The organism is Arcticibacterium sp. (assembly GCF_055134445.1).
Window position 1 is genome coordinate 47,480 of record NZ_JBSRVI010000168.1, and the last position, 17,904, is coordinate 65,383.

Sequence of the window (17,904 nt, forward strand, 5' to 3'; positions counted from 1 at the left end):
ACTTTTTTTTACAAAAGTGGCCTTTTTTTTAAGCTTTATTCTAAAGGTCTTAAAAGCCTAAAAATCATTCAATTGATATCCATTAAAAGAGGGTAATAAGCTGGAAAACCTTAACTTAGGGCGTACATCATAGCTGAAGAAAGAAATAATGAGCCATAGCTAATGGTAAACTCAGAAAATAGATTACTTGAAAAATTGAACAAGGTAATTGACGAAAACTTAACAGATTCCTCTTTTACCATTGATTTACTTTCTCAAAACCTAGGTCTTAGTCGTTCGCAATTGCACAGGCTTGTGAAGGAAAATACTTTTCAATCTACCAGTTTATACGTTCGTCAAAGAAGACTTATTAAGGCTAAATACCTATTAGAAACTACGGATTTACGTATCTCAGAAGTAGCCTATCAAGTGGGGATTGACATTCCACAGAACTTTAGCAAGTATTTCACTAAAGCGTTTTCTATTAATCCTTCAGAATTTAGAAGGGAGTCGTTTTCTCATACATTTGAGAATCAATGTGATAACTCCGTTGCGGTACTTCCTTTTGTAAATATGAGCGAACAAGAGGAAGAATACTTTAGTGACGGTATAACAGAAGAAGTCATAAACGTGCTAGCCAAAGTGCCTCAAATTAAAGTAGCGGGACGCACTTCTTCTTTTAGGTTTAAAGGGAAAACGCCTGATTTGCGACAGCTAGGAAAATTGTTGAACGTCAATTATATCTTAGAGGGTAGTGTAAGGCGATCAAAAGATAAACTTAGGATAACAGCTCAGTTAATAAAGGTAGAAGATGGGTTTCATCTCTGGTCTGAAACTTATGATAGGCAATTGATAGATGTCTTTGATATACAAGACGAAATCTCAGTGGCCATATTAGAACAGATAAAAATCAAACTCTTGGGGGAGCAAAAGGAAAGTATGCTGAAACGCTCAACCAATAACACGGCAGCCTATCAATTATACCTTCAAGGTCGTTTCTTTCATTATAAATTCAATAATAACGACAATTTTTTCAAAGCTATCGATTTTTATAAAGCGGCTATTAAGCTAGAACCAGGCTATGCAAATGCTTACGCTGGGATAGCCCACTGCTATATTCATCTTTGGTTTTTCTCGGAATTACCTCCTGCCGAAAGTATTCTTTTAGCCAAAAATGCTGTTAATAGGGCTTTGGAATTAGAGCCTCAAAATGCCGATAGTCATAATGCCGATGGCGAAATGAAGTTTTGGTATAACTGGGATTTTGAAGCCGCTAAAACGGCCTTTGAAAAGGCTTATGCATTAAACCCAAATTCACCTGAAATTCACATGCAATATGGCATGTTTTACGGATTTATTGGTCAGCATGATAAATGCGATCAGTTCTTTTCTCAGGCCATTCAGTTAGACCCATTTAATAGCCTCTATTATTCTAATTGGAGTCTAATGAAGTGGATGGAGGGCGACTTACAGGAAAGTCTAAAGTTGGCAGGCAAAACTATTTCTAAAAACACAGACCACTGGACGGGCTACTTTATGAAGGGTTTGGTTTTACTAGAGCAACAGAAGTACAAAGAGGCTTTACCTTATGCTTTGAATGCTAGTAAAATGTATCCCAGTGCTAATTCTAAAGGACTTTTAGCCCTCGTTTATGTTTTTTTAGGAGAACAAAAAGATGCACAAAATCTTATTAAAGAAGTAGAGGAAAGAGTCAATTCTGGATTAACATGTAATTACGATTTGGCTCAATTATATGTGGCCACTGGAGAGTTTATGAAAGCTTATAAATGTTTTGAAAAGGCAGAAGAACAGCATGAAGGGCGTATGCTGATGATTCATCAGGCCTTTAGAAGGGCTCGTTATTTTAAGACAAGTCCAGAATTCAAGCGTTTTTTTGACACTATCGAACAATTGCAAGAATCCATCATGTAGGGAAAGTGAGTTACTCCAATGGGATGGAAGCATACTTTTTTATTGGATTATTAAGAATGGGAATGAAAGAGGAAAATAAGGGTGTCATGTGGCATTTCTATAAATGGGAGCAGGAAAAAGCAAATGAGATTTTCCTTAAACAGCCTTTTAATGGAGTATATATAGATTTTACTTGGGCAGAAGCTGGTCAATCTATCAGAAAATTAGCCGCATATCTTATCTCACTGAATTTACCTCCTCAAAGTAATATTGGTTTATTATCTAAAAACTGTGCAGAATGGATAATTACCGACTTGGCTATCATCATGGCAGGGCATGTTGTCGTTCCCTTTTATCCAAGCTTAAATAGCTCGCAGTTAGTAGAGCTTTTAGAACACAGCCATTGCCAAGTGCTTTTCCTCGGTAAATTGGATGATATATCAAGTATTCAAAAAGAGATTTCCAAGGATATAAAACGCATCTCTTTTCCAAGGTATAATCCAGACCCTTTACATATACAGTGGGTGTCTATCATGTCCAATAATAAGCCGCTACAAGAAGATATTCATGCAGAAATAAATCAAATTTATACCATCATATATACATCTGGAACCACAGGTAATCCCAAAGGGGTGATGGTTAATCACAGGATGACTTCAGCCGTATTACCCGTTGTGTATGAAAGACTAAAGTGGGATACCCCAAATGCTCGTTTCTTTTCTTATTTGCCTATGGCTCATGCGGGAGAACGCTGTGCAGTGGGCGGAGCCGCTATAGTGGCGGGCGGAGTCATCTATTTTGTGGAGTCACTAGAAACGTTTAAAAGAAATTTGGCCGATGCTAGCCCTACCCACTTCTTAGCTGTACCCCGTATTTGGAGTGCCTTTCAGGCTGGGATATTAGATGCTATTTCTCAAAAGAAGTTAGACCTGTTTTTGAAAATACCGATGATGAACGGTTTCATTAAAAGAAAAATAAAACGAGGTCTGGGATTGCAGGATGCTGTCATAAGTCTTGTTGGAGCGTCAAGTGTTCCAATTAGCTTGGTGGAGTGGTTTAGGAAAATAGACATTGACCTTACGCAAATTTACGGCATGACCGAAAATTTGGGTGTAAGCAGTATCATGCCCGAAGAGCTGACAAAAGATGATACCGTGGGTAAACCTTGGGATGGCGTAGAAATGAAAATTCTGCCCGACACGGGTGAGATAATAAGTCGCTCCCCTTGGAATATGGTAGGCTATTTTAAAGAACCAGAATTGACGGCGGATACTATTGATGTTGATGGCTGGCTTCATACCGGAGATATGGGAGAACTCGATAAAGATGGGTTCCTGAAAATTACGGGTAGGGTAAAGGAAATATTCAAATCCAGCAAGGGAGAATATGTGGTGCCAAGCAGGATAGAAAACTTGTTTGCCATAAAGACTTACCTAGACCATATCTGTGTGATAGGCGAAGGGCTTCCTCAGCCTATTGCCCTTGTCACGTTAAATGAAGAAGACCTCAATGAACATGACAAGCAAGATTTACTAAAACACTTAGACATAGTGAATTCCGCATTAAAGCCTTACGAGAGAATAAAGAAAATAGTGGTGTTAGAAGATAAATGGACCGCTGAAAATGATTTCATAACGCCTACCCTAAAACTAAGGCGAAACCATATAGAAAAAACGTACAAATCTAGCTCTCTTTTATGGATTGAAAGGACAGAGGTCCTTATTTGGGCATAAACCATGACACAATAAGCTAAGTTTCTGGCACAATGTAATAAGTGCCTTGGAAAGTCATGTTCTAACTTTAAAGAATACAAAAAAGCTTAGTAAATATCATGAAAAAAATAGTCCATTTAGGTGCACGCCGAAGCGTGAGCCCAAGCTATATCTCAAAGTTAGAAGCTCAAGATAACTATACCGTAATTCATTTTACAGACGGTACCGAGCTTTTATCGTCTACCAACATAGGAACCTTAGAAAAGCGATTAAAACCTTTTCATTTTTTTAGAACCAGCCGTTCCACGCTCATTAATCTCGACTATCTGGACTTCTTCACAGTTCATTATACTTCTAGGAACATACCAAATACTAGGAGAAAAAATGCAGAAGATATTTTTCTTTCTCGCAGGCGGGTGGCTGCTTTTAAGGCCTATCTTAATGCTTAATGTTTTTCCATAAACTAGTTGAATATTAAATGATTATGAATAAATCCTACTTTCTTTTTTTTCTTTTTAGTTCCCTCCTTATAAACGGACAAATTGCGGTACAAGGCACAGAAGACGGCTCCATTACCATTACTCCTAATGGCGTAGAAGGAAAATCCAATTCAACAATTGGTCAACAATCGGTAGCGGTTGGCTCCAACGCTCTTAAAAATAATACCGCTGATAATAACACTGCCATTGGTGATTCTTCCATGTTTTCCAATACCACGGGTTTTGTAAACACTGCTTTTGGAGTTTTGACACTTAAGAACAATACTACAGCACCAGCAAATACAGCCGTGGGAGCTTACGCTTTGACGACGAATACAACAGGTTCGCACAATACAGGTATAGGGAATTTAGCACTTTACTATAATACCACTGGAATACGAAATACGGCGATAGGGAATTCTGCACTATTTAAAAATGACACCAATAGTTATAGCACAGCCATTGGTAATTGGGCACTTATTAATGCTAATGCAGAAGGCAATACCGCAGTAGGAGTATTTGCCCTTAAAGAGGTCACGTCTGGCGTTTATAATACAGCCATTGGTGTAAATGTTGGGAGAAAAACCACTACAGGTGGTTATAATACTTTTTTGGGTTTCGGAGCTGATGCGAGTTCCGAAATCATTTCAAACGCTACGGCTATAGGAGAAAATGCGATAGTGGATGCCACCAATAAAGTAAGGATTGGTAATGCCAATATCTCCGTTATCGAAGGCCAAGTGGCTTGGAGTAATCCGTCTGACAGACGTTTAAAGGAAGGTATTCTTTACACCAGTCGCTTAGGTTTAGATTTTATAAATGGTCTGAAAACAGTTTCTTACAACTACATCGCAGATAAAAACAAAGTTCGATACGACGGTTTCATAGCTCAGGATATTGAAAAATTAATAACAGCCTTAGGTGTTCCTTTTAGTGGTTTAAAAAGTCTGACGACGGGATGCTTTCGCTAGCCTATTCTGATTTTGTGATGCCGCTGGTAAATGCAATTCAAGAACAACAGGAGCAGATTGAAGCTCTCAAAGCTGAACTTCAGGAAACGAATGACTTGAGAACTCAACTGGAAGAACTGAAAGCGAAGTTGATGAATTAGCTGTTCACCTATGAATAAATTTAAACAGATATCACCACAAGCCTCAATTTAAGGGCTCTAAATGATAAAGAATAGGTCTTAAAAAGAAGTTTAACACACTATACTTCGTCCTTACTATACAGCATAACAAAGCGTTTACTTTATTACTATTTAACCTAAAACTGTGCGGTATCAGCACCATAAAAACGGATAAAACTACTATGAAAAAAATAATTATAGCTTTATTGATGATGTTACCTTTCATCGGCTTTGGCCAAAAAAAGGAAAACGGTAAAATCTACATTGAGCACCCTGCTATAAATGTGGTGGAGGCTTTTACGAAAGCCATCGTAAAAGGTGACACAACGGCAATGTCAACAATGATGACCGATGATTTTAGAGCTTTTAGTCCCGTAGGTTCTACCCAGTTTAGCAAAGGGAATGATAAATCTTCTTTTCTGAAAACAACTGCATGGATTCATGAAAATATAGATTATTTCTCAATTGAAACTATGGGGGGATCATATAAAGATGCTTTTGAATATGCCAAAGACCCAAGCGACAATAATGCCGTCACAGTAGAATCTTGGGACATAAGAAAAGGCGTTCATAAAAAAACGGGTGTAAAAATTGATCAATATTTACATAGGTCATTTACGCTAACCAAAGACAATAAAATTAGACGTGTGATGAACTACAATAACCCCGAAATTGGAAGTGAAATTGGCAGAGCATATTCAGAAAGAAAGAATGGAACCATTTACAGCCAACACGAAAACATCAACAAACTGCGATTGATGTTAGCGGCAGCAGAGAACGGGGCTTATGAGAAATATTATAGTTTTTTCGCAGATAACGCCTCTTTTAGAGATATGAATGCAGAAGGCTTTAAATCTATTTCTTTAGCAGAAGATAAGGCTCAAAAAGCGGCTTTTTTAGAAAATTATGACCTTGTGGGTTTTGAGCAAGTGGGTTATCCTGATTATATGCATTATGAAATGGGTGACTCAGGGGTATTGTATTCCTGGTGGAAATTGCACCTGATCAGAAAGTCTGATAAAAAGGCGATTGAATTGCCAATTCACTATCAGCATAATGTCAACAAAGAAGGGAAATTCAGCAATGTCATATCGTATTATAACGGTTCACTATTTAATTAAGACAAAGAATATAGGCCTTTGGTGATTCACCGAAGGTCTTTTATTTAAATAATAATTAGAGTTTAGATAGTAAAGCGTAAACGGGCTAAGCCCAAAGCCGATTAGTAGGCATTTAAACGAAGGAAAGATGGGCGGGGAAAAGTGTTTTAACTCTTAAAAGTAATCACATAGTTTCCATAGACTTTTTAAATGATCTGATAAAGGTCGTTAGTAAAAGCAATGATATTAGGAGTGGGTGTTTTCAACGACGTATATTTTATCAATAATGGAATTTCCTGTGAAGGGTCTCTAATCCTCAGGAGGTTATTCTTCTTCTGCCATCTCGACGGTAACATCATAGCTATCGCTAATCTGACGTAGGTCGCCTAACCAGTAGTCGGAGCTAATAAGCTCTACGTTAAATTTATTTTCTGATTTGGAGATTTCTGAACGCCAAACGATAGCATCTGCATCTGTAAATTCTTTTTCGCCCGCTAATTCATCAGGGAAGAGTCTTTTAATTAATGAGTTATCCGGCATAGCCGGAGCAAGAATTTTCAATAGAATTTCTTTTGAAATTGACTCCGCAGCGTCAAAATTGTTCTTGTGATCAACTATTGTAAATTGAATTTTAACGATTTCTCCAGATGGAAATTTTCCATTATAAGCTTTTCTTAAGAGTTGATTCACAGCGAATAAGCGATGATGAAGTGCGATTTCTGGGTACTCTTCAAAAATCTTATCACCTTGCATATCATTTGCAATCTGATCTATCTGACCTTCGTTCAAATGGTCTGGAAAGGAAAGTGTTAATAATTCTATAGCAGCCTCAGTTGGTTCTAAGTCCGCAATAGCCATTAAAGTCATCTCCTCCAATTCAGATTCTTTTAGACTCTCAGACTCCGAAAATCCTAGCTTATCAAGGATGTTTATGTAATCCGACGAGTGCCATGCGATTGGTAATTCTTTTGAGGATTGATTTTGCAGGTTTTCTATTTTATAAGTCTGTTTCATAATTGCAACTTTTAAATCGAGGTTCAATTGAAAGATACAATTTTCTTATCCGGTTACCTATAAAGCATGTTTTTATGTAAAAAATGGGTATTAAAGCACTACATGTCTTATTTCCTTGGAAAGGACTTACAAGCTGTAAAAGCCAGCAATGGTGGCTGAGTTATCTTTTTATTGTTTTATCCAAAGCTTCTAAGCTAATTCCCATTCTGATTTTGCCAAAATTATCCATGTCAAAACCTTCTGCTGGTTGAATGTTGGTAGCGATGAAATAGACATTGTTGGCGGTTATTGCGTAGCCCACAAACCAGCCAACGTTTAATTCTTTTTGTGTAGCCCAACCTGTTTTTCCATATAGTTTATATTCTGGGCTATTGCTTAAAAGCATGATTTGTTTCATGACATCATAGGTCTTTTCAGAAACGGATAGCTCTTTTTTATAAAGGCGTTTTAGGAAATCAATCTGCTGGAACTGCGATATTTTTGAGTTTCCTTCAAGCCAGAAATTATCAAGGCTTGTGCTGTCGAAAAGCATTCCTGGATAACCAATTTTGCTTAATGTGATTTTCATTGTGTCAACACCCGTTTTTCGAGCTATTTCCTGGTAACAAGGGACGCAAGAGCGTTGGTAAGCTTGGCGGAAATTCATGTCTTCCTCCCAAGATTTAAGGAATTTAGGTTCTCCATCCCATTGGAACATGCTGCTGGTATCTTCCACAATCCCATTTTCTAGAGCATTAATAGAGTTGGCTATTTTGAAGGTAGAAGCTGGTATAAAGCCCGTTTCGGCCCATTTGAAATCATTGGAAAGGTAAAGATTTTCATTGGTGTCAAAAATTAGGATGGAGCCTTGAACCTTGGCCGAGTCTAAGAGAGCTTGGATGCTATCATCTTGCTTTTTACTTTCTGCTTCTTCTTCAGTGGAGGTTTTACAAGAGGCTAGAAGAACGATTAAAGGAAAAATGTATTTAAGCATGGCTGATTTTATAAAGCTAGATGAGCATTGGGAATTTGATTTGAAATTACTTCTATTGAGAGATGCTTTCATATGGAAAAGACAACAATCTTAAAAATTCTATCTATTGTTATTTGAATAGTCATAATCAGAAGAATATCTCAGAAGCGACTCTAAAAGTATTTGAATGTGCCTCTATGATGTCTTTTATATGAGGAGAATATCCGCCACCCATACTGATGCAAATTGGGATATTATGGTCTTTGAAAGTTTGTAAAACATAACGGTCCCGTTCTTTGCAACCTGCCATAGAAACAGATAGTCTTCCTAATTTATCAGAATTTAGGATATCTACACCAGATAAATAAAAAACTATCTGCGGTTGCACATTTTCTATAAGCCTTGGGAGTGTTTCTTTTAAAGTTTTTAAGTAAAGCTCATCTTCAGTGCCATCTGGCAGGCCAATATCTAAATCGCTTATTTCTTTTCTGCCAGGGTAGTTTTTAGCACCGTGCATACTGAAAGTGAAAACTCTGGGGTCTGCTTCAAAGATTTTGGCTGTGCCGTTTCCTTGATGTACATCAAGGTCTACCACCAATATTTTATTAAAAATACCCTCATGAAGAAGAATGTTGGCTGAAATGGCTATATCGTTATAAATACAAAATCCTTCACCATGGCCGGCAAAGCTATGGTGTGTACCACCAGCAATATTCATCGAGACGCCATGTACCATAGCAAATCGAGCACACATTAAAGTACCATAAGAGATATGGCGGCCTCTCTGTATCAACTTTTCAGACATTGGAAAGCCGATAGCTCGTATTTCCTTTCGTGAAAGTGTTTGGGTATTTAATTTATATAGGTATTCAGAAGTATGAGTTAGTAATATTTCCTCGTCCGAAAGTGCAGGTGGATGAAAGAAATTTTCTTGATTTACTGTACCTTCATGGAGCAATTGCTCGGGAATGAGCTCATACTTTTCCATCGGGAACCGATGTCCTTCTGGTAGTTCATATTTATAAATGGGCGAATAAGCAATCATTAACATAGGCTCACAAAACTATGTATTAGCTTATTATATTTTGAGTGTTTAAGTGAGAAATAATCAAATCGGTTTCAAAGCGTAATTCATTTATAAAAGATAATATGTACGACCCCTATTAGAATATGAAAAAATGGCTTAAAAGAATTGGAATAGGCATTGGCGGTTTGTTTTTAGGGGGTGCTCTTTTTGTGAGCTACTTTATGTATAGAGTGACTAAAGGCATGCCTTTTTATGAAACTGAGATACCAGAAATAACTTTTATGAATGACAAAAAGTCCATTCTGCTTTTTTCGAAAACGAACGGTTTTGTTCATCGCGATGCCATTGTCGCGGGCAAAAAAGTGTTTCATGAAATGGCAGAAAAAAACGGTTGGTTTATTTACGAAACCGACAAAGCCGGTGTTTTTAATGCAGCACAACTGGCCAAGTTTGATGTCGTGATTTGGAATAATGTTTCTGGCCAAGTTTTAACAGAAGAGCAGCGAGTCGCTTTTCAAAGCTATCTTGAAAATGGTGGAAGTATTTTGGGTATTCATGCAGCAGGGGATTTCTCTCACCATTGGCAGTGGTATTATGATCATATTTTAGGAACTACATTTTCTCATCACTCTTTAAATCCGCAACTACAGGATGCTACCATTTATCTTGAAAAGTCTGTAGATAGTTTGAGCCGAACGAAACTCCCTACTAGTTTAAAACTTAAGGAAGAATGGTATGTCTTCAATTCTGAACCTAGAGAAAAAGGAGCAGAGGTGCTTTATGCGATGGACGGCAACAAGATTATTCCCAATGGAAACTTACTTTGGATGAAAGACAAAAAATGGGGTATGGGAGAATTCCATCCAAACATTTGGAAAATGAAAGTAGGTAAAGGCATTGCATTTTATGTGGCTCCTGGACATACTGCAGAAACATTCGAAAATCCGGATTACGTTAAAATTTGAAATTGATTTGATTTCGGAAAAGAAATAATAATTGTGGTTTTTAACCTTAACCGAGGAGGGTTTTAGGCATATACTTAGTAAAGGCATGGATATCTTGGTGCGACATCAACAGTTTTGATTTTTCATAATAGGGCTTGCTGCTCTCTGTAGAGCCATTTTGGGTTTTGTCTACCCTTTGTCTACCTAGTATTTTTGGTGATTTCTTGCCGCCCACGGTATCTTCACATATTCTATTTGTTCAGACCATTTTAATTTTTTGAGAATGATATTACTACCAAAAATTTTGAAAGGAATTTCATTCAGAAATGTTTTTTATCTACAAGCTTCAGATAACTACACCATTCTTCATACTACCGATGGGAAGGAGTTATTGTCGGCTTATAACCTTAAATATTTTGAAGTGCTATTGCAAGAGTATTCTTTTATTCGGGTTGATAGAGCAAACTTGGTCAACAAAGCATTTATAAAGGGAATTTCAAATGGTTCTATAATTCATTTGTTAAATAATGAAACGTTGGCGATTCCTAGGAGAAGAAAATCAATGCTTTCTAGGCAGCATCCAAATTTGTTTCAGCGTGTTTTAGCCTAAAAAATAGAAAAGCCCTTTATAGCCATGAAAAAAAATCTAGAAGTTCATTTAGGTACTAGGGCTGCCTAGATGAACTTTGAAAATGACCATGAAAGTAACTTAACTGAATTTGGGTCTTACCTCAGTTGATAAAGGGTCATAATAATTTATTATATGTACCAAAGGGCTCCAATTGATGGTTAAAAGTGATTATTGCCTATATTTAAAGCATTCACTTAAGCCCCTTTAATTAATGCTCAGATATCTCCTCATTCTAAGTTTTATATCTCAGTTGTCTTTTTCGCAATCTCCCGAGGAACTTGACAAGCTCATTAACAAAAATTTAGCAACGCTTTACGACGACCCAAAAGCAAATCTGAATTATGCTAAACAAGCCCATGAAATGGCCGCTGTACTTAAATCAGACAAGCTTTCTGAGACGACTTGGAGGGTGAGCCAAGCTTATTTTTTCTTAGATAAAATAGATTCAGCAAATTTCTATATTGATAGAGCCATTGGTTTTAATAAGAAAGATGGCAAGGAAAAACTACTGGCAAACAATTATCTTTTTAAGGCTAGAATAGAGGCGTTTATAGGGAATAGTACAGCAGCTTATGGGCTTTATGAAATGGCCAAAAATATACTGTTAGCCAAGCATGATTCCACGGCTTTAATGGAAGTATATCATAAAATGACCATTCTTAATATCGATATAGATAGACTTGATGAAGGGATGAAAACGGCAAATGATGCTTATAGATTGGCTCTCAAAATGAAGGATAATTTGAATGCCGCTCACGCACTAAACTCCATGGGTATTGTTCATAGTAAAATAGGCAATTTGGATAAGTCTATTGAAGTAACTAAGAGTGCTCTTAAAATTTATAAAGAGGAGGGGGAGTCTTATGACATTCTAAGTTCTGTTCAAAACCTTGGTATTGTTTACAAGAAAAAAGGGCTTTTTAAGGATGCTGTCGCTTACTATAAAGAAGCTCTAGAAATTTGTCTTGAACAAAAAGACGAATTCGCTGAGATGATAGTTTTAGACAACCTTGGTAACGTCTATAATTTATTAGGGAAGTATGGAGAGGCAGAAAAGGTGCTTAAGCGGGGTTTGGTTTTAGAAGAAAGAAATGAGTACATAAATGTCGAAGCAGACTTAAGAATAAACTTGGCGAACACCTATTTTAAACAAGGTAAAATAGGCTTGGCTGAAAAAGAAATAAGTTCTGGAATTAAACTCTCTAAAAAAGCAGGAAGCATTGACCTAGAGAAGGATGCTCATAAAATAGCGAAAGAAATTTATGTCAAAAATGGTAATTTAGATAGAGCTATCAAAGAAATGGAATTGTTTCAAGTTTTGAGCGATAGCTTATTTAACCTGAATAAATCCAAACAAATTAATGAAATTCAGACCAAATATGAGACCGAGAAGAAGGATGCAGAGATAAGTTTACTTAACAAAAATGCCGAGTTGGATAAACTGAAAAAATATGGATTAGCTCTAGGGCTATTCTTACTAGCGGTTATTGGTTTAGGCCTTTTCTATGCTTTGTATCAAAAGCGTAAAAGAGAACAGATGATCTACCAACAAAAATTAGAAATAGCACAAGATAAAGTCATCATTGCAGAGCAATCCTTAGATTTTAAAAAGAAGGAATTGGCAAGTAAGGCTCTACAGCTGGCACGTAAAAATGAGTTTTTAGGCACATTGGAAAAGGAGGTTGAGAGATTGAAGAAAGAGGTTGACATTACGGTGGATAAAATCTCAAGAAGAATAGGTAGACTCATAAGACGAGATGTTTCGGGAGAAAACCTATGGGAGCAATTTTCCACAGAGTTTAATAGCTTGCATTCTGGTTACATGGAAAATTTGATGGAAAAGCATGGGGTTTTAAGTCAAAGCGAAATTCGCCTTGTTTCTTTATTGAAAATGAATTTATCGTCTAAAGATATTAGTGAAATTTTAAGTATATCTACAGACGGAGTGAAGAAAGCCAGATATAGGCTCAGAAAGAAATTGGATCTAAATACGGAAGACGATTTGGAAGAATATCTATTACGTTTTAATTAATCAATGAGAAGAAACCACGCAAAGGCTTCTTCTCACTGAACTTGGTGTTTCGTTACTTGACGGCCTGTCTAGCGAGCAACTTCCAAAAACCGTCTTCTTTTGTCCAGACATAAAGAATTTTTAAGGCAATCGTGTTGGGCTTTCCTCCATCAACTATGTCGGCGTTCATGACTGCCCTTACCCAGGCCACATCGCCTTTTATGGTAATATCGGGCTTGCTAAAATTGATTTTAACAAAGTCTGACTCGCCGCTTAGAAGGCTATTTATAAATGTGGCTCTGTTTTCTATTTTTCCGTTAGAGTGACCATAGGTAAGCTCATCACAGGTAAGATTGTTTAAGGCCAGTGAATCGGCATTTTCCAAGGCTTTGTGAAACTTCGTTAAGGATAATTCCACGGCTTGATTCTCGTAATCTAAAGTTTTTAGGTAGGCTAAATGCATAGGAAGCTGCACATCTGCTCTGGAAGATTCGTCTTCAATAAAATGGTATTTAACGCCCACTTCTTTGGCGGCTTTCATAACCTCAGCGATGTTGACATCGCCAGAACCCAAGACCACATTCCTGTTAGGATCTTGGCGTCCGTTAAGATTATCCACCGAGCCTTTCATTCTATCTTTAAGGTGGGTTACTGGAAATCTATTTGGATATTTTTTAAGTAGTGCAGCAGGATTTTGACCTGGATTTCTCATCCAAAAAACATCCATTTCCACATTGACGTATCGTGGGTCTGTATTTGCCATCATATAGTCATACATGGTGCCTTCTCCATTATAAGGTCTAAATTCATAGCCATGTGCGTGGTAAAGAAATGATATTCCCGCTTCTGCAAACTGCTTACCCGCTTTGTTGAAAACAGCTACTCCTTTTTGCATGTCTTCAAAAGTGAAGTTGTCTCCGTTATGAGGTATCCAGTAGCAAACAGCGTATTTGGCACCAAAGAATTTCAAAGTCTTGATATAGGCATCCACTTCTTCCTTGTTTTCAAGTTTATCGAACGACGTTCCTCCAGCTATGACTTGAAACCCGTGCTTATCCAGAAGAGCCTTATAATCTTCATTGGCCATTCCTCGAGCCCCTGTGCCTTCTAGGTACTTGATGCCCATGTTTTTGAGCTTAATAAGACCTTCTTCTACATTTCCGTCTCGCATATAGTCACGGGCGGTACCCATAATAATACCGATTTCTTGGGCTTGTATTTGTGTGCTTAAAACAAAAAGTAGCAAAAGAGCTAATAATTTCTTCATTTGTATTTATAGGGTTTTTATCAAATTTAGTTAAAAACTAGACATAAGAATACTGCAGTTTTAAGGGTATCTACCATTCTTGTTTTTATAGCTTTCTAAAGACTTTTTTTGACAATGAATGATTCATTGTTAAAACCTATTGAATTTTAAAATTTGAATTTTAAGGACTAACCGTAGCAGAGAATGTCACCCCATGTTTTATAAGAAGTCCATTTGGTGGTTTTATTTCAAGGCCGTCTGCTCTAATGCAATTGGACTCAATAATTATTTTGTACTCTTGACAGCCCAACGTTAATGGTACTGCATGATTCCAATTTGCCGCTTCATACCAATCAGTACCTGGGCCTACAAATCGAAAATGCTGATTATTAAGATTAAAGTCAAAGCTTTCTCCTGCCCCAAACATGCCATTGGAAATATGTAACGTATCAAATTTTGATTTCAATAAGTAATTTCCATAGCCAGAACCACAGCAAATTCCATCTTCATATCCATCATATATATTGAAAGTATAGTCCCCATCTGGTAAATTTAAATTGGATTCACGAGTTTGCTCGCCAGCTACTCCATTAGAAGAGGATACCGTATCATTAGTAGATTTATTTACAATGTCCCATGAAACCTCCTCCGCGTTTCCGTCAAATTGTATAATTAGCGTTAAAATGTTTCCCAGAGTTGAAGTAGCTCCAAGTGAGCTACGTAAGGTACTACGTGCACCGAGGGGACCAAAAGCAACCCTCATCAAGGTTTTCTGATCTTCAGTGAATAGGTTCATGCATGCGAAAGAATAGTCCATATAGTTTTGAATCATATCTGGCTGGTCAATTCCATCATATTCAATATAATTACATGAATTTCGATCTGGGAAAGTACATGTATTATAAAAGGAACTAGAGCCATCTGCAACTGGGGTATCAGAAATTTCGTCATCAATATTACAATTTCCATCTCCCCAAATATGTTTTAATCTAAGCCAGTGCCCTACTTCGTGCGTAGCTAATCTACCCTGGCTTAAATGTGGAAAAAGATCAAATTCATTACCTCTTCCAAAAGCTCTAGGAACTACTACTATTCCATCTACGGGGTCATAGCCACCAGGAGCAGTACCAAAACCATAGAGACCAGTTTTTAATGTACAAACCCAAATGTTTAAATAATCCTTCATTGGCCATGGATCATGGCCGCCAGAACTATTATATTTCATAGTAGTGTAGTAATTGAATTTTGTACTATCCGTGTAAGTTCGGGTTATACCGCATGAAGCATTGCCATCTGGGTCTCTTTTGGCTAATACGAACTTAAGGTTAATGTTAGCAGCTCTATCTTTAAAAATGGCAGGAGTGTTTATGGTATCGGCATTCAATCTTCTAAAGTCTTCATTAAGCACTTCTAACTGACTATAAATTTGTGCATCAGAAATATTTTCTGCCTCGGTATGATAAATAACATGAACCACCACAGGAATAGTGACCAAGTCATCATTAAGTAGTTGTGGATTAGCCATATATATTTTCACTTGCTCATCCATTTTATCTATTCTTTTTTGCATGTCAGGGTCGTTCTTCAGTTGCTCTTTGAGCAATTCCGTTGTGCCACAGGGTTCTTGGGCGTTAGCGGTACTTATTAGCCCTAAAAAGAGGATAAAGAATAAGAAAAACTTAAAAATGGAATAATGTTGGCTCATTAATCTGATGAATTTTTGAAGCTAATAATTATACAAATGAACTGTACGATTTACAGCTTTGCCAATCAAAACTAAGTATAAAAAGCACCTGTCTATGCGTAATAATAACACCAAAAGGTTTTGTGACCAAACCAATTGGTGCTTTTTGAGCGAGCGGTATTCAAACAATCTTAGGCACCATAAAAGGAGCTCTATAATGCCCTTTTAACATGGCGTTTGCTTGCTCATCGCCAATAAACTTCTCGGTACTTGGGTCAAAATTTAATTGCCTTTTTAATCGGTAAGCTATGTTTCCTAAATGTGCCAAAGCAGAAGACTTGTATCCTGTTTCTATAGGGCCATTCAAATGACTGTAATCTTGTGCACGCACAGACTCCACAAAGTTTTTATAATGGTCGCCTCCTTCTTTTCCAGAAGGGCCAGGCTCTTTTTCTCTTCCCAAAAATGTTTTGTAATCAGCGTAGCCGTTTATGACCATATAGCCTTTGTCTCCATAGAAAAGGTTACCTACGTTTACGCCATCTTCCTGATTGGTCATCCAAGGTCTTACCTCAAATTCTATAATTTTTCCTTCTTTCGGGTAGTTATATGTAGAGGTGAGAAGTTCTGGAGTTTCCTTGCAGTCGTTCCAAAGGTATTTACCACCTGCTGAAGTTATTTCTTCTGGTAAGCCAACGTCTAGTCCCCACATGGCCAAATCGGTTTCATGTATGCCTTGGTTACCTATATCGCCATTGCCATAATCCCAGAACCAGTGCCAATTATAATGCACATAATTTTCTGAGAATTCTTTCTCTTTGGCAGGCCCCTGCCAAAGATTTCAATCAAGTCCTTCGGGTACTTTTGAGTTTCCTTTATCTCCAATACTTGGACGCCATTTATAAACCGTTCCACGGGCCATGTATACTTTACCAATAAGCCCATCTCTTAAATGTTGAATAGCCTCTTGAATAGATTTTGAGCTTCGCAATTGCACACCGTGCTGCACTATACGTGTGTATTTTTTTGCTGCTGCTACTAATTGTTGTCCTTCCCAAATGGTATGGCAAGCTGGTTTTTCTACATACACATCTTTACCTGCTTGACATGCCCAGATGGCAGCCAATGCATGCCAGTGATTTGGTGTAGCTATACTCACCGCATCTATGCTTTTGTCTTCGTAGACTTTTCGAAGGTCTTGTTCTATGCTTACCTTTTTGCCATATTTTGCTTCAAACTCTTTGGCTCTTTGTCCACTGATGTTCATGTCTGGGTCGCAGAGCGTAGCCACTTCTACATTGTCTTGCTCCATAAATCCTGCTATATGGTTTTTACCTCTTCCGTTTACCCCTAATACAGCTATTCGCAGTCTATCATTGGCACTGAAAACAGAGTTTGGAATAAAGGTGGGAATGGCATAAGCGGCTATGGATGCCTTACCTAAAGTTTTTAATATTTTTCTTCTTTTCATTTTATAAGGGTTGAATTGGTGAAAAATTTAAGGAATTATTTGAAACATCAGTTGGTGGAATAGCCTAAATCGCTGATTAAAACAGATTTTAATTACAAGCCTAACATCTATCCTACATTGACATTATGTGTTATGAAATATGTTCTTGGATTCTATCATTATAAAATAATAGATATGGAATGAGTTTTAGAAATTAATGGGAGATTTAGAAACCAAACAGTCTTATAAAGAATGAATCAAAATTTAATAATGTATTCATTATTACTAGCATAAAAGCTTAAATTGCTGGCAATTTAGATAGGGTTATTTAGAAATTATAGCCTAAGCCATTAATTGAAATATGGTCAACCATGAAAAAAGTTTGATTGAAAAATTAAACGAAACTATTGACAAAAATTTAAGTGAAACGTCGTTTTCTCTTGAAAACTTATCTTCAAGTCTAGGCTTAAGTAGGTCGCAATTGCATAGGATAGTCAAAAAGAATTTGAATTTTTCAACTACACTTTATATCCGACATAGAAAACTTTTAAAAGCTAGATCACTGTTAGAAACTACCCCTTTACGAGTTTCTGAAGTGGCATATCAGGTTGGGATAGATAGTCCTCAAAATTTCA

General features: G+C 37.1%; 15 protein-coding genes and 1 pseudogene. 10 read left to right on the top strand and 6 right to left on the bottom strand.

Going from position 1 to position 17,904, the window contains the following annotated elements; all coding sequences use genetic code 11:
* The first annotated feature begins 162 nt into the window (after nucleotides 1-162).
* The 6 genes from ACTBZY_RS22385 to ACTBZY_RS22410 all read left to right on the top strand — a co-directional run bounded on the left by ACTBZY_RS22385 (nucleotide 163) and on the right by ACTBZY_RS22410 (nucleotide 6,331).
* Entirely contained in the window at nucleotides 163-1,911 is a 1,749-nt protein-coding gene (locus ACTBZY_RS22385; protein WP_463048625.1) for a helix-turn-helix domain-containing protein, read from the top strand.
* A gap of 23 nt (nucleotides 1,912-1,934) precedes the next feature.
* Nucleotides 1,935-3,623: an AMP-binding protein gene (locus ACTBZY_RS22390; RefSeq protein WP_463048626.1), complete on the top strand. Its 1,689-nt coding sequence runs from the start codon at nucleotides 1,935-1,937 to the stop codon at nucleotides 3,621-3,623.
* A gap of 98 nt (nucleotides 3,624-3,721) precedes the next feature.
* The gene (locus ACTBZY_RS22395; RefSeq protein ID WP_463048627.1) at nucleotides 3,722-4,051 is read left to right on the top strand and encodes a LytTR family DNA-binding domain-containing protein; all 330 of its coding nucleotides are present in this window, start codon (nucleotides 3,722-3,724) and stop codon (nucleotides 4,049-4,051) included.
* A 35-nt stretch (nucleotides 4,052-4,086) separates the two neighbouring features.
* The gene (locus ACTBZY_RS22400; RefSeq protein ID WP_463048628.1) at nucleotides 4,087-5,052 is read left to right on the top strand and encodes a tail fiber domain-containing protein; all 966 of its coding nucleotides are present in this window, start codon (nucleotides 4,087-4,089) and stop codon (nucleotides 5,050-5,052) included.
* Nucleotides 5,040-5,192, top strand: coding sequence for a hypothetical protein (locus ACTBZY_RS22405; protein ID WP_463048629.1), 153 nt, complete (start codon nucleotides 5,040-5,042; stop codon nucleotides 5,190-5,192). Before ACTBZY_RS22400 ends, ACTBZY_RS22405 begins: the two co-directional genes overlap by 13 nt.
* A gap of 200 nt (nucleotides 5,193-5,392) precedes the next feature.
* Nucleotides 5,393-6,331 (top strand): nuclear transport factor 2-like protein, encoded by a 939-nt coding sequence (locus tag ACTBZY_RS22410; RefSeq protein WP_463048630.1) that lies wholly within the window; start codon nucleotides 5,393-5,395, stop codon nucleotides 6,329-6,331.
* A 303-nt stretch (nucleotides 6,332-6,634) separates the two neighbouring features.
* Here ACTBZY_RS22410 and ACTBZY_RS22415 read toward each other — a convergent pair whose 3' ends face one another.
* The 3 genes from ACTBZY_RS22415 to ACTBZY_RS22425 form a co-directional block, all read right to left on the bottom strand.
* A complete protein-coding gene (locus tag ACTBZY_RS22415) occupies nucleotides 6,635-7,324 on the bottom strand; it encodes a hypothetical protein (RefSeq protein WP_463048631.1) in 690 nt (229 codons plus the stop codon).
* Between the two features lie 160 nt (nucleotides 7,325-7,484).
* The gene (gene blaOXA, locus ACTBZY_RS22420) at nucleotides 7,485-8,297 is read right to left on the bottom strand and encodes a class D beta-lactamase (protein ID WP_463048632.1); all 813 of its coding nucleotides are present in this window, start codon (nucleotides 8,295-8,297) and stop codon (nucleotides 7,485-7,487) included.
* 127 nt (nucleotides 8,298-8,424) lie between these two features.
* The gene (locus ACTBZY_RS22425) at nucleotides 8,425-9,327 is read right to left on the bottom strand and encodes a histone deacetylase family protein (RefSeq protein WP_463048633.1); all 903 of its coding nucleotides are present in this window, start codon (nucleotides 9,325-9,327) and stop codon (nucleotides 8,425-8,427) included.
* Between the two features lie 119 nt (nucleotides 9,328-9,446).
* Between ACTBZY_RS22425 and ACTBZY_RS22430 the strand changes: the two genes are divergently transcribed.
* The 3 genes from ACTBZY_RS22430 to ACTBZY_RS22440 all read left to right on the top strand — a co-directional run bounded on the left by ACTBZY_RS22430 (nucleotide 9,447) and on the right by ACTBZY_RS22440 (nucleotide 12,910).
* The gene (locus ACTBZY_RS22430) at nucleotides 9,447-10,268 is read left to right on the top strand and encodes a ThuA domain-containing protein (RefSeq protein WP_463048634.1); all 822 of its coding nucleotides are present in this window, start codon (nucleotides 9,447-9,449) and stop codon (nucleotides 10,266-10,268) included.
* 283 nt (nucleotides 10,269-10,551) lie between these two features.
* On the top strand, nucleotides 10,552-10,857 hold the full coding sequence (locus ACTBZY_RS22435) for a LytR/AlgR family response regulator transcription factor (RefSeq protein ID WP_463048635.1): 306 nt from the start codon (nucleotides 10,552-10,554) through the stop codon (nucleotides 10,855-10,857).
* A 232-nt stretch (nucleotides 10,858-11,089) separates the two neighbouring features.
* Nucleotides 11,090-12,910: a tetratricopeptide repeat protein gene (locus ACTBZY_RS22440; protein ID WP_463048636.1), complete on the top strand. Its 1,821-nt coding sequence runs from the start codon at nucleotides 11,090-11,092 to the stop codon at nucleotides 12,908-12,910.
* A gap of 52 nt (nucleotides 12,911-12,962) precedes the next feature.
* Here the strand turns inward: ACTBZY_RS22440 and ACTBZY_RS22445 are convergent, their stop codons facing one another.
* The 3 genes and pseudogenes from ACTBZY_RS22445 to ACTBZY_RS22455 form a co-directional block, all read right to left on the bottom strand.
* Nucleotides 12,963-14,156 (bottom strand): DUF4440 domain-containing protein, encoded by a 1,194-nt coding sequence (locus ACTBZY_RS22445; RefSeq protein WP_463048637.1) that lies wholly within the window; start codon nucleotides 14,154-14,156, stop codon nucleotides 12,963-12,965.
* 160 nt (nucleotides 14,157-14,316) lie between these two features.
* Entirely contained in the window at nucleotides 14,317-15,840 is a 1,524-nt protein-coding gene (locus ACTBZY_RS22450) for a M43 family zinc metalloprotease (protein ID WP_463048638.1), read from the bottom strand.
* Between the two features lie 160 nt (nucleotides 15,841-16,000).
* Nucleotides 16,001-17,290 (bottom strand): annotated as a pseudogene (locus ACTBZY_RS22455) (Gfo/Idh/MocA family protein).
* A gap of 361 nt (nucleotides 17,291-17,651) precedes the next feature.
* Between ACTBZY_RS22455 and ACTBZY_RS22460 the strand changes: the two are divergent.
* A partial coding sequence (locus tag ACTBZY_RS22460) for a helix-turn-helix domain-containing protein (protein ID WP_463048639.1) occupies nucleotides 17,652-17,904 on the top strand: 253 nt, incomplete at its 3' end.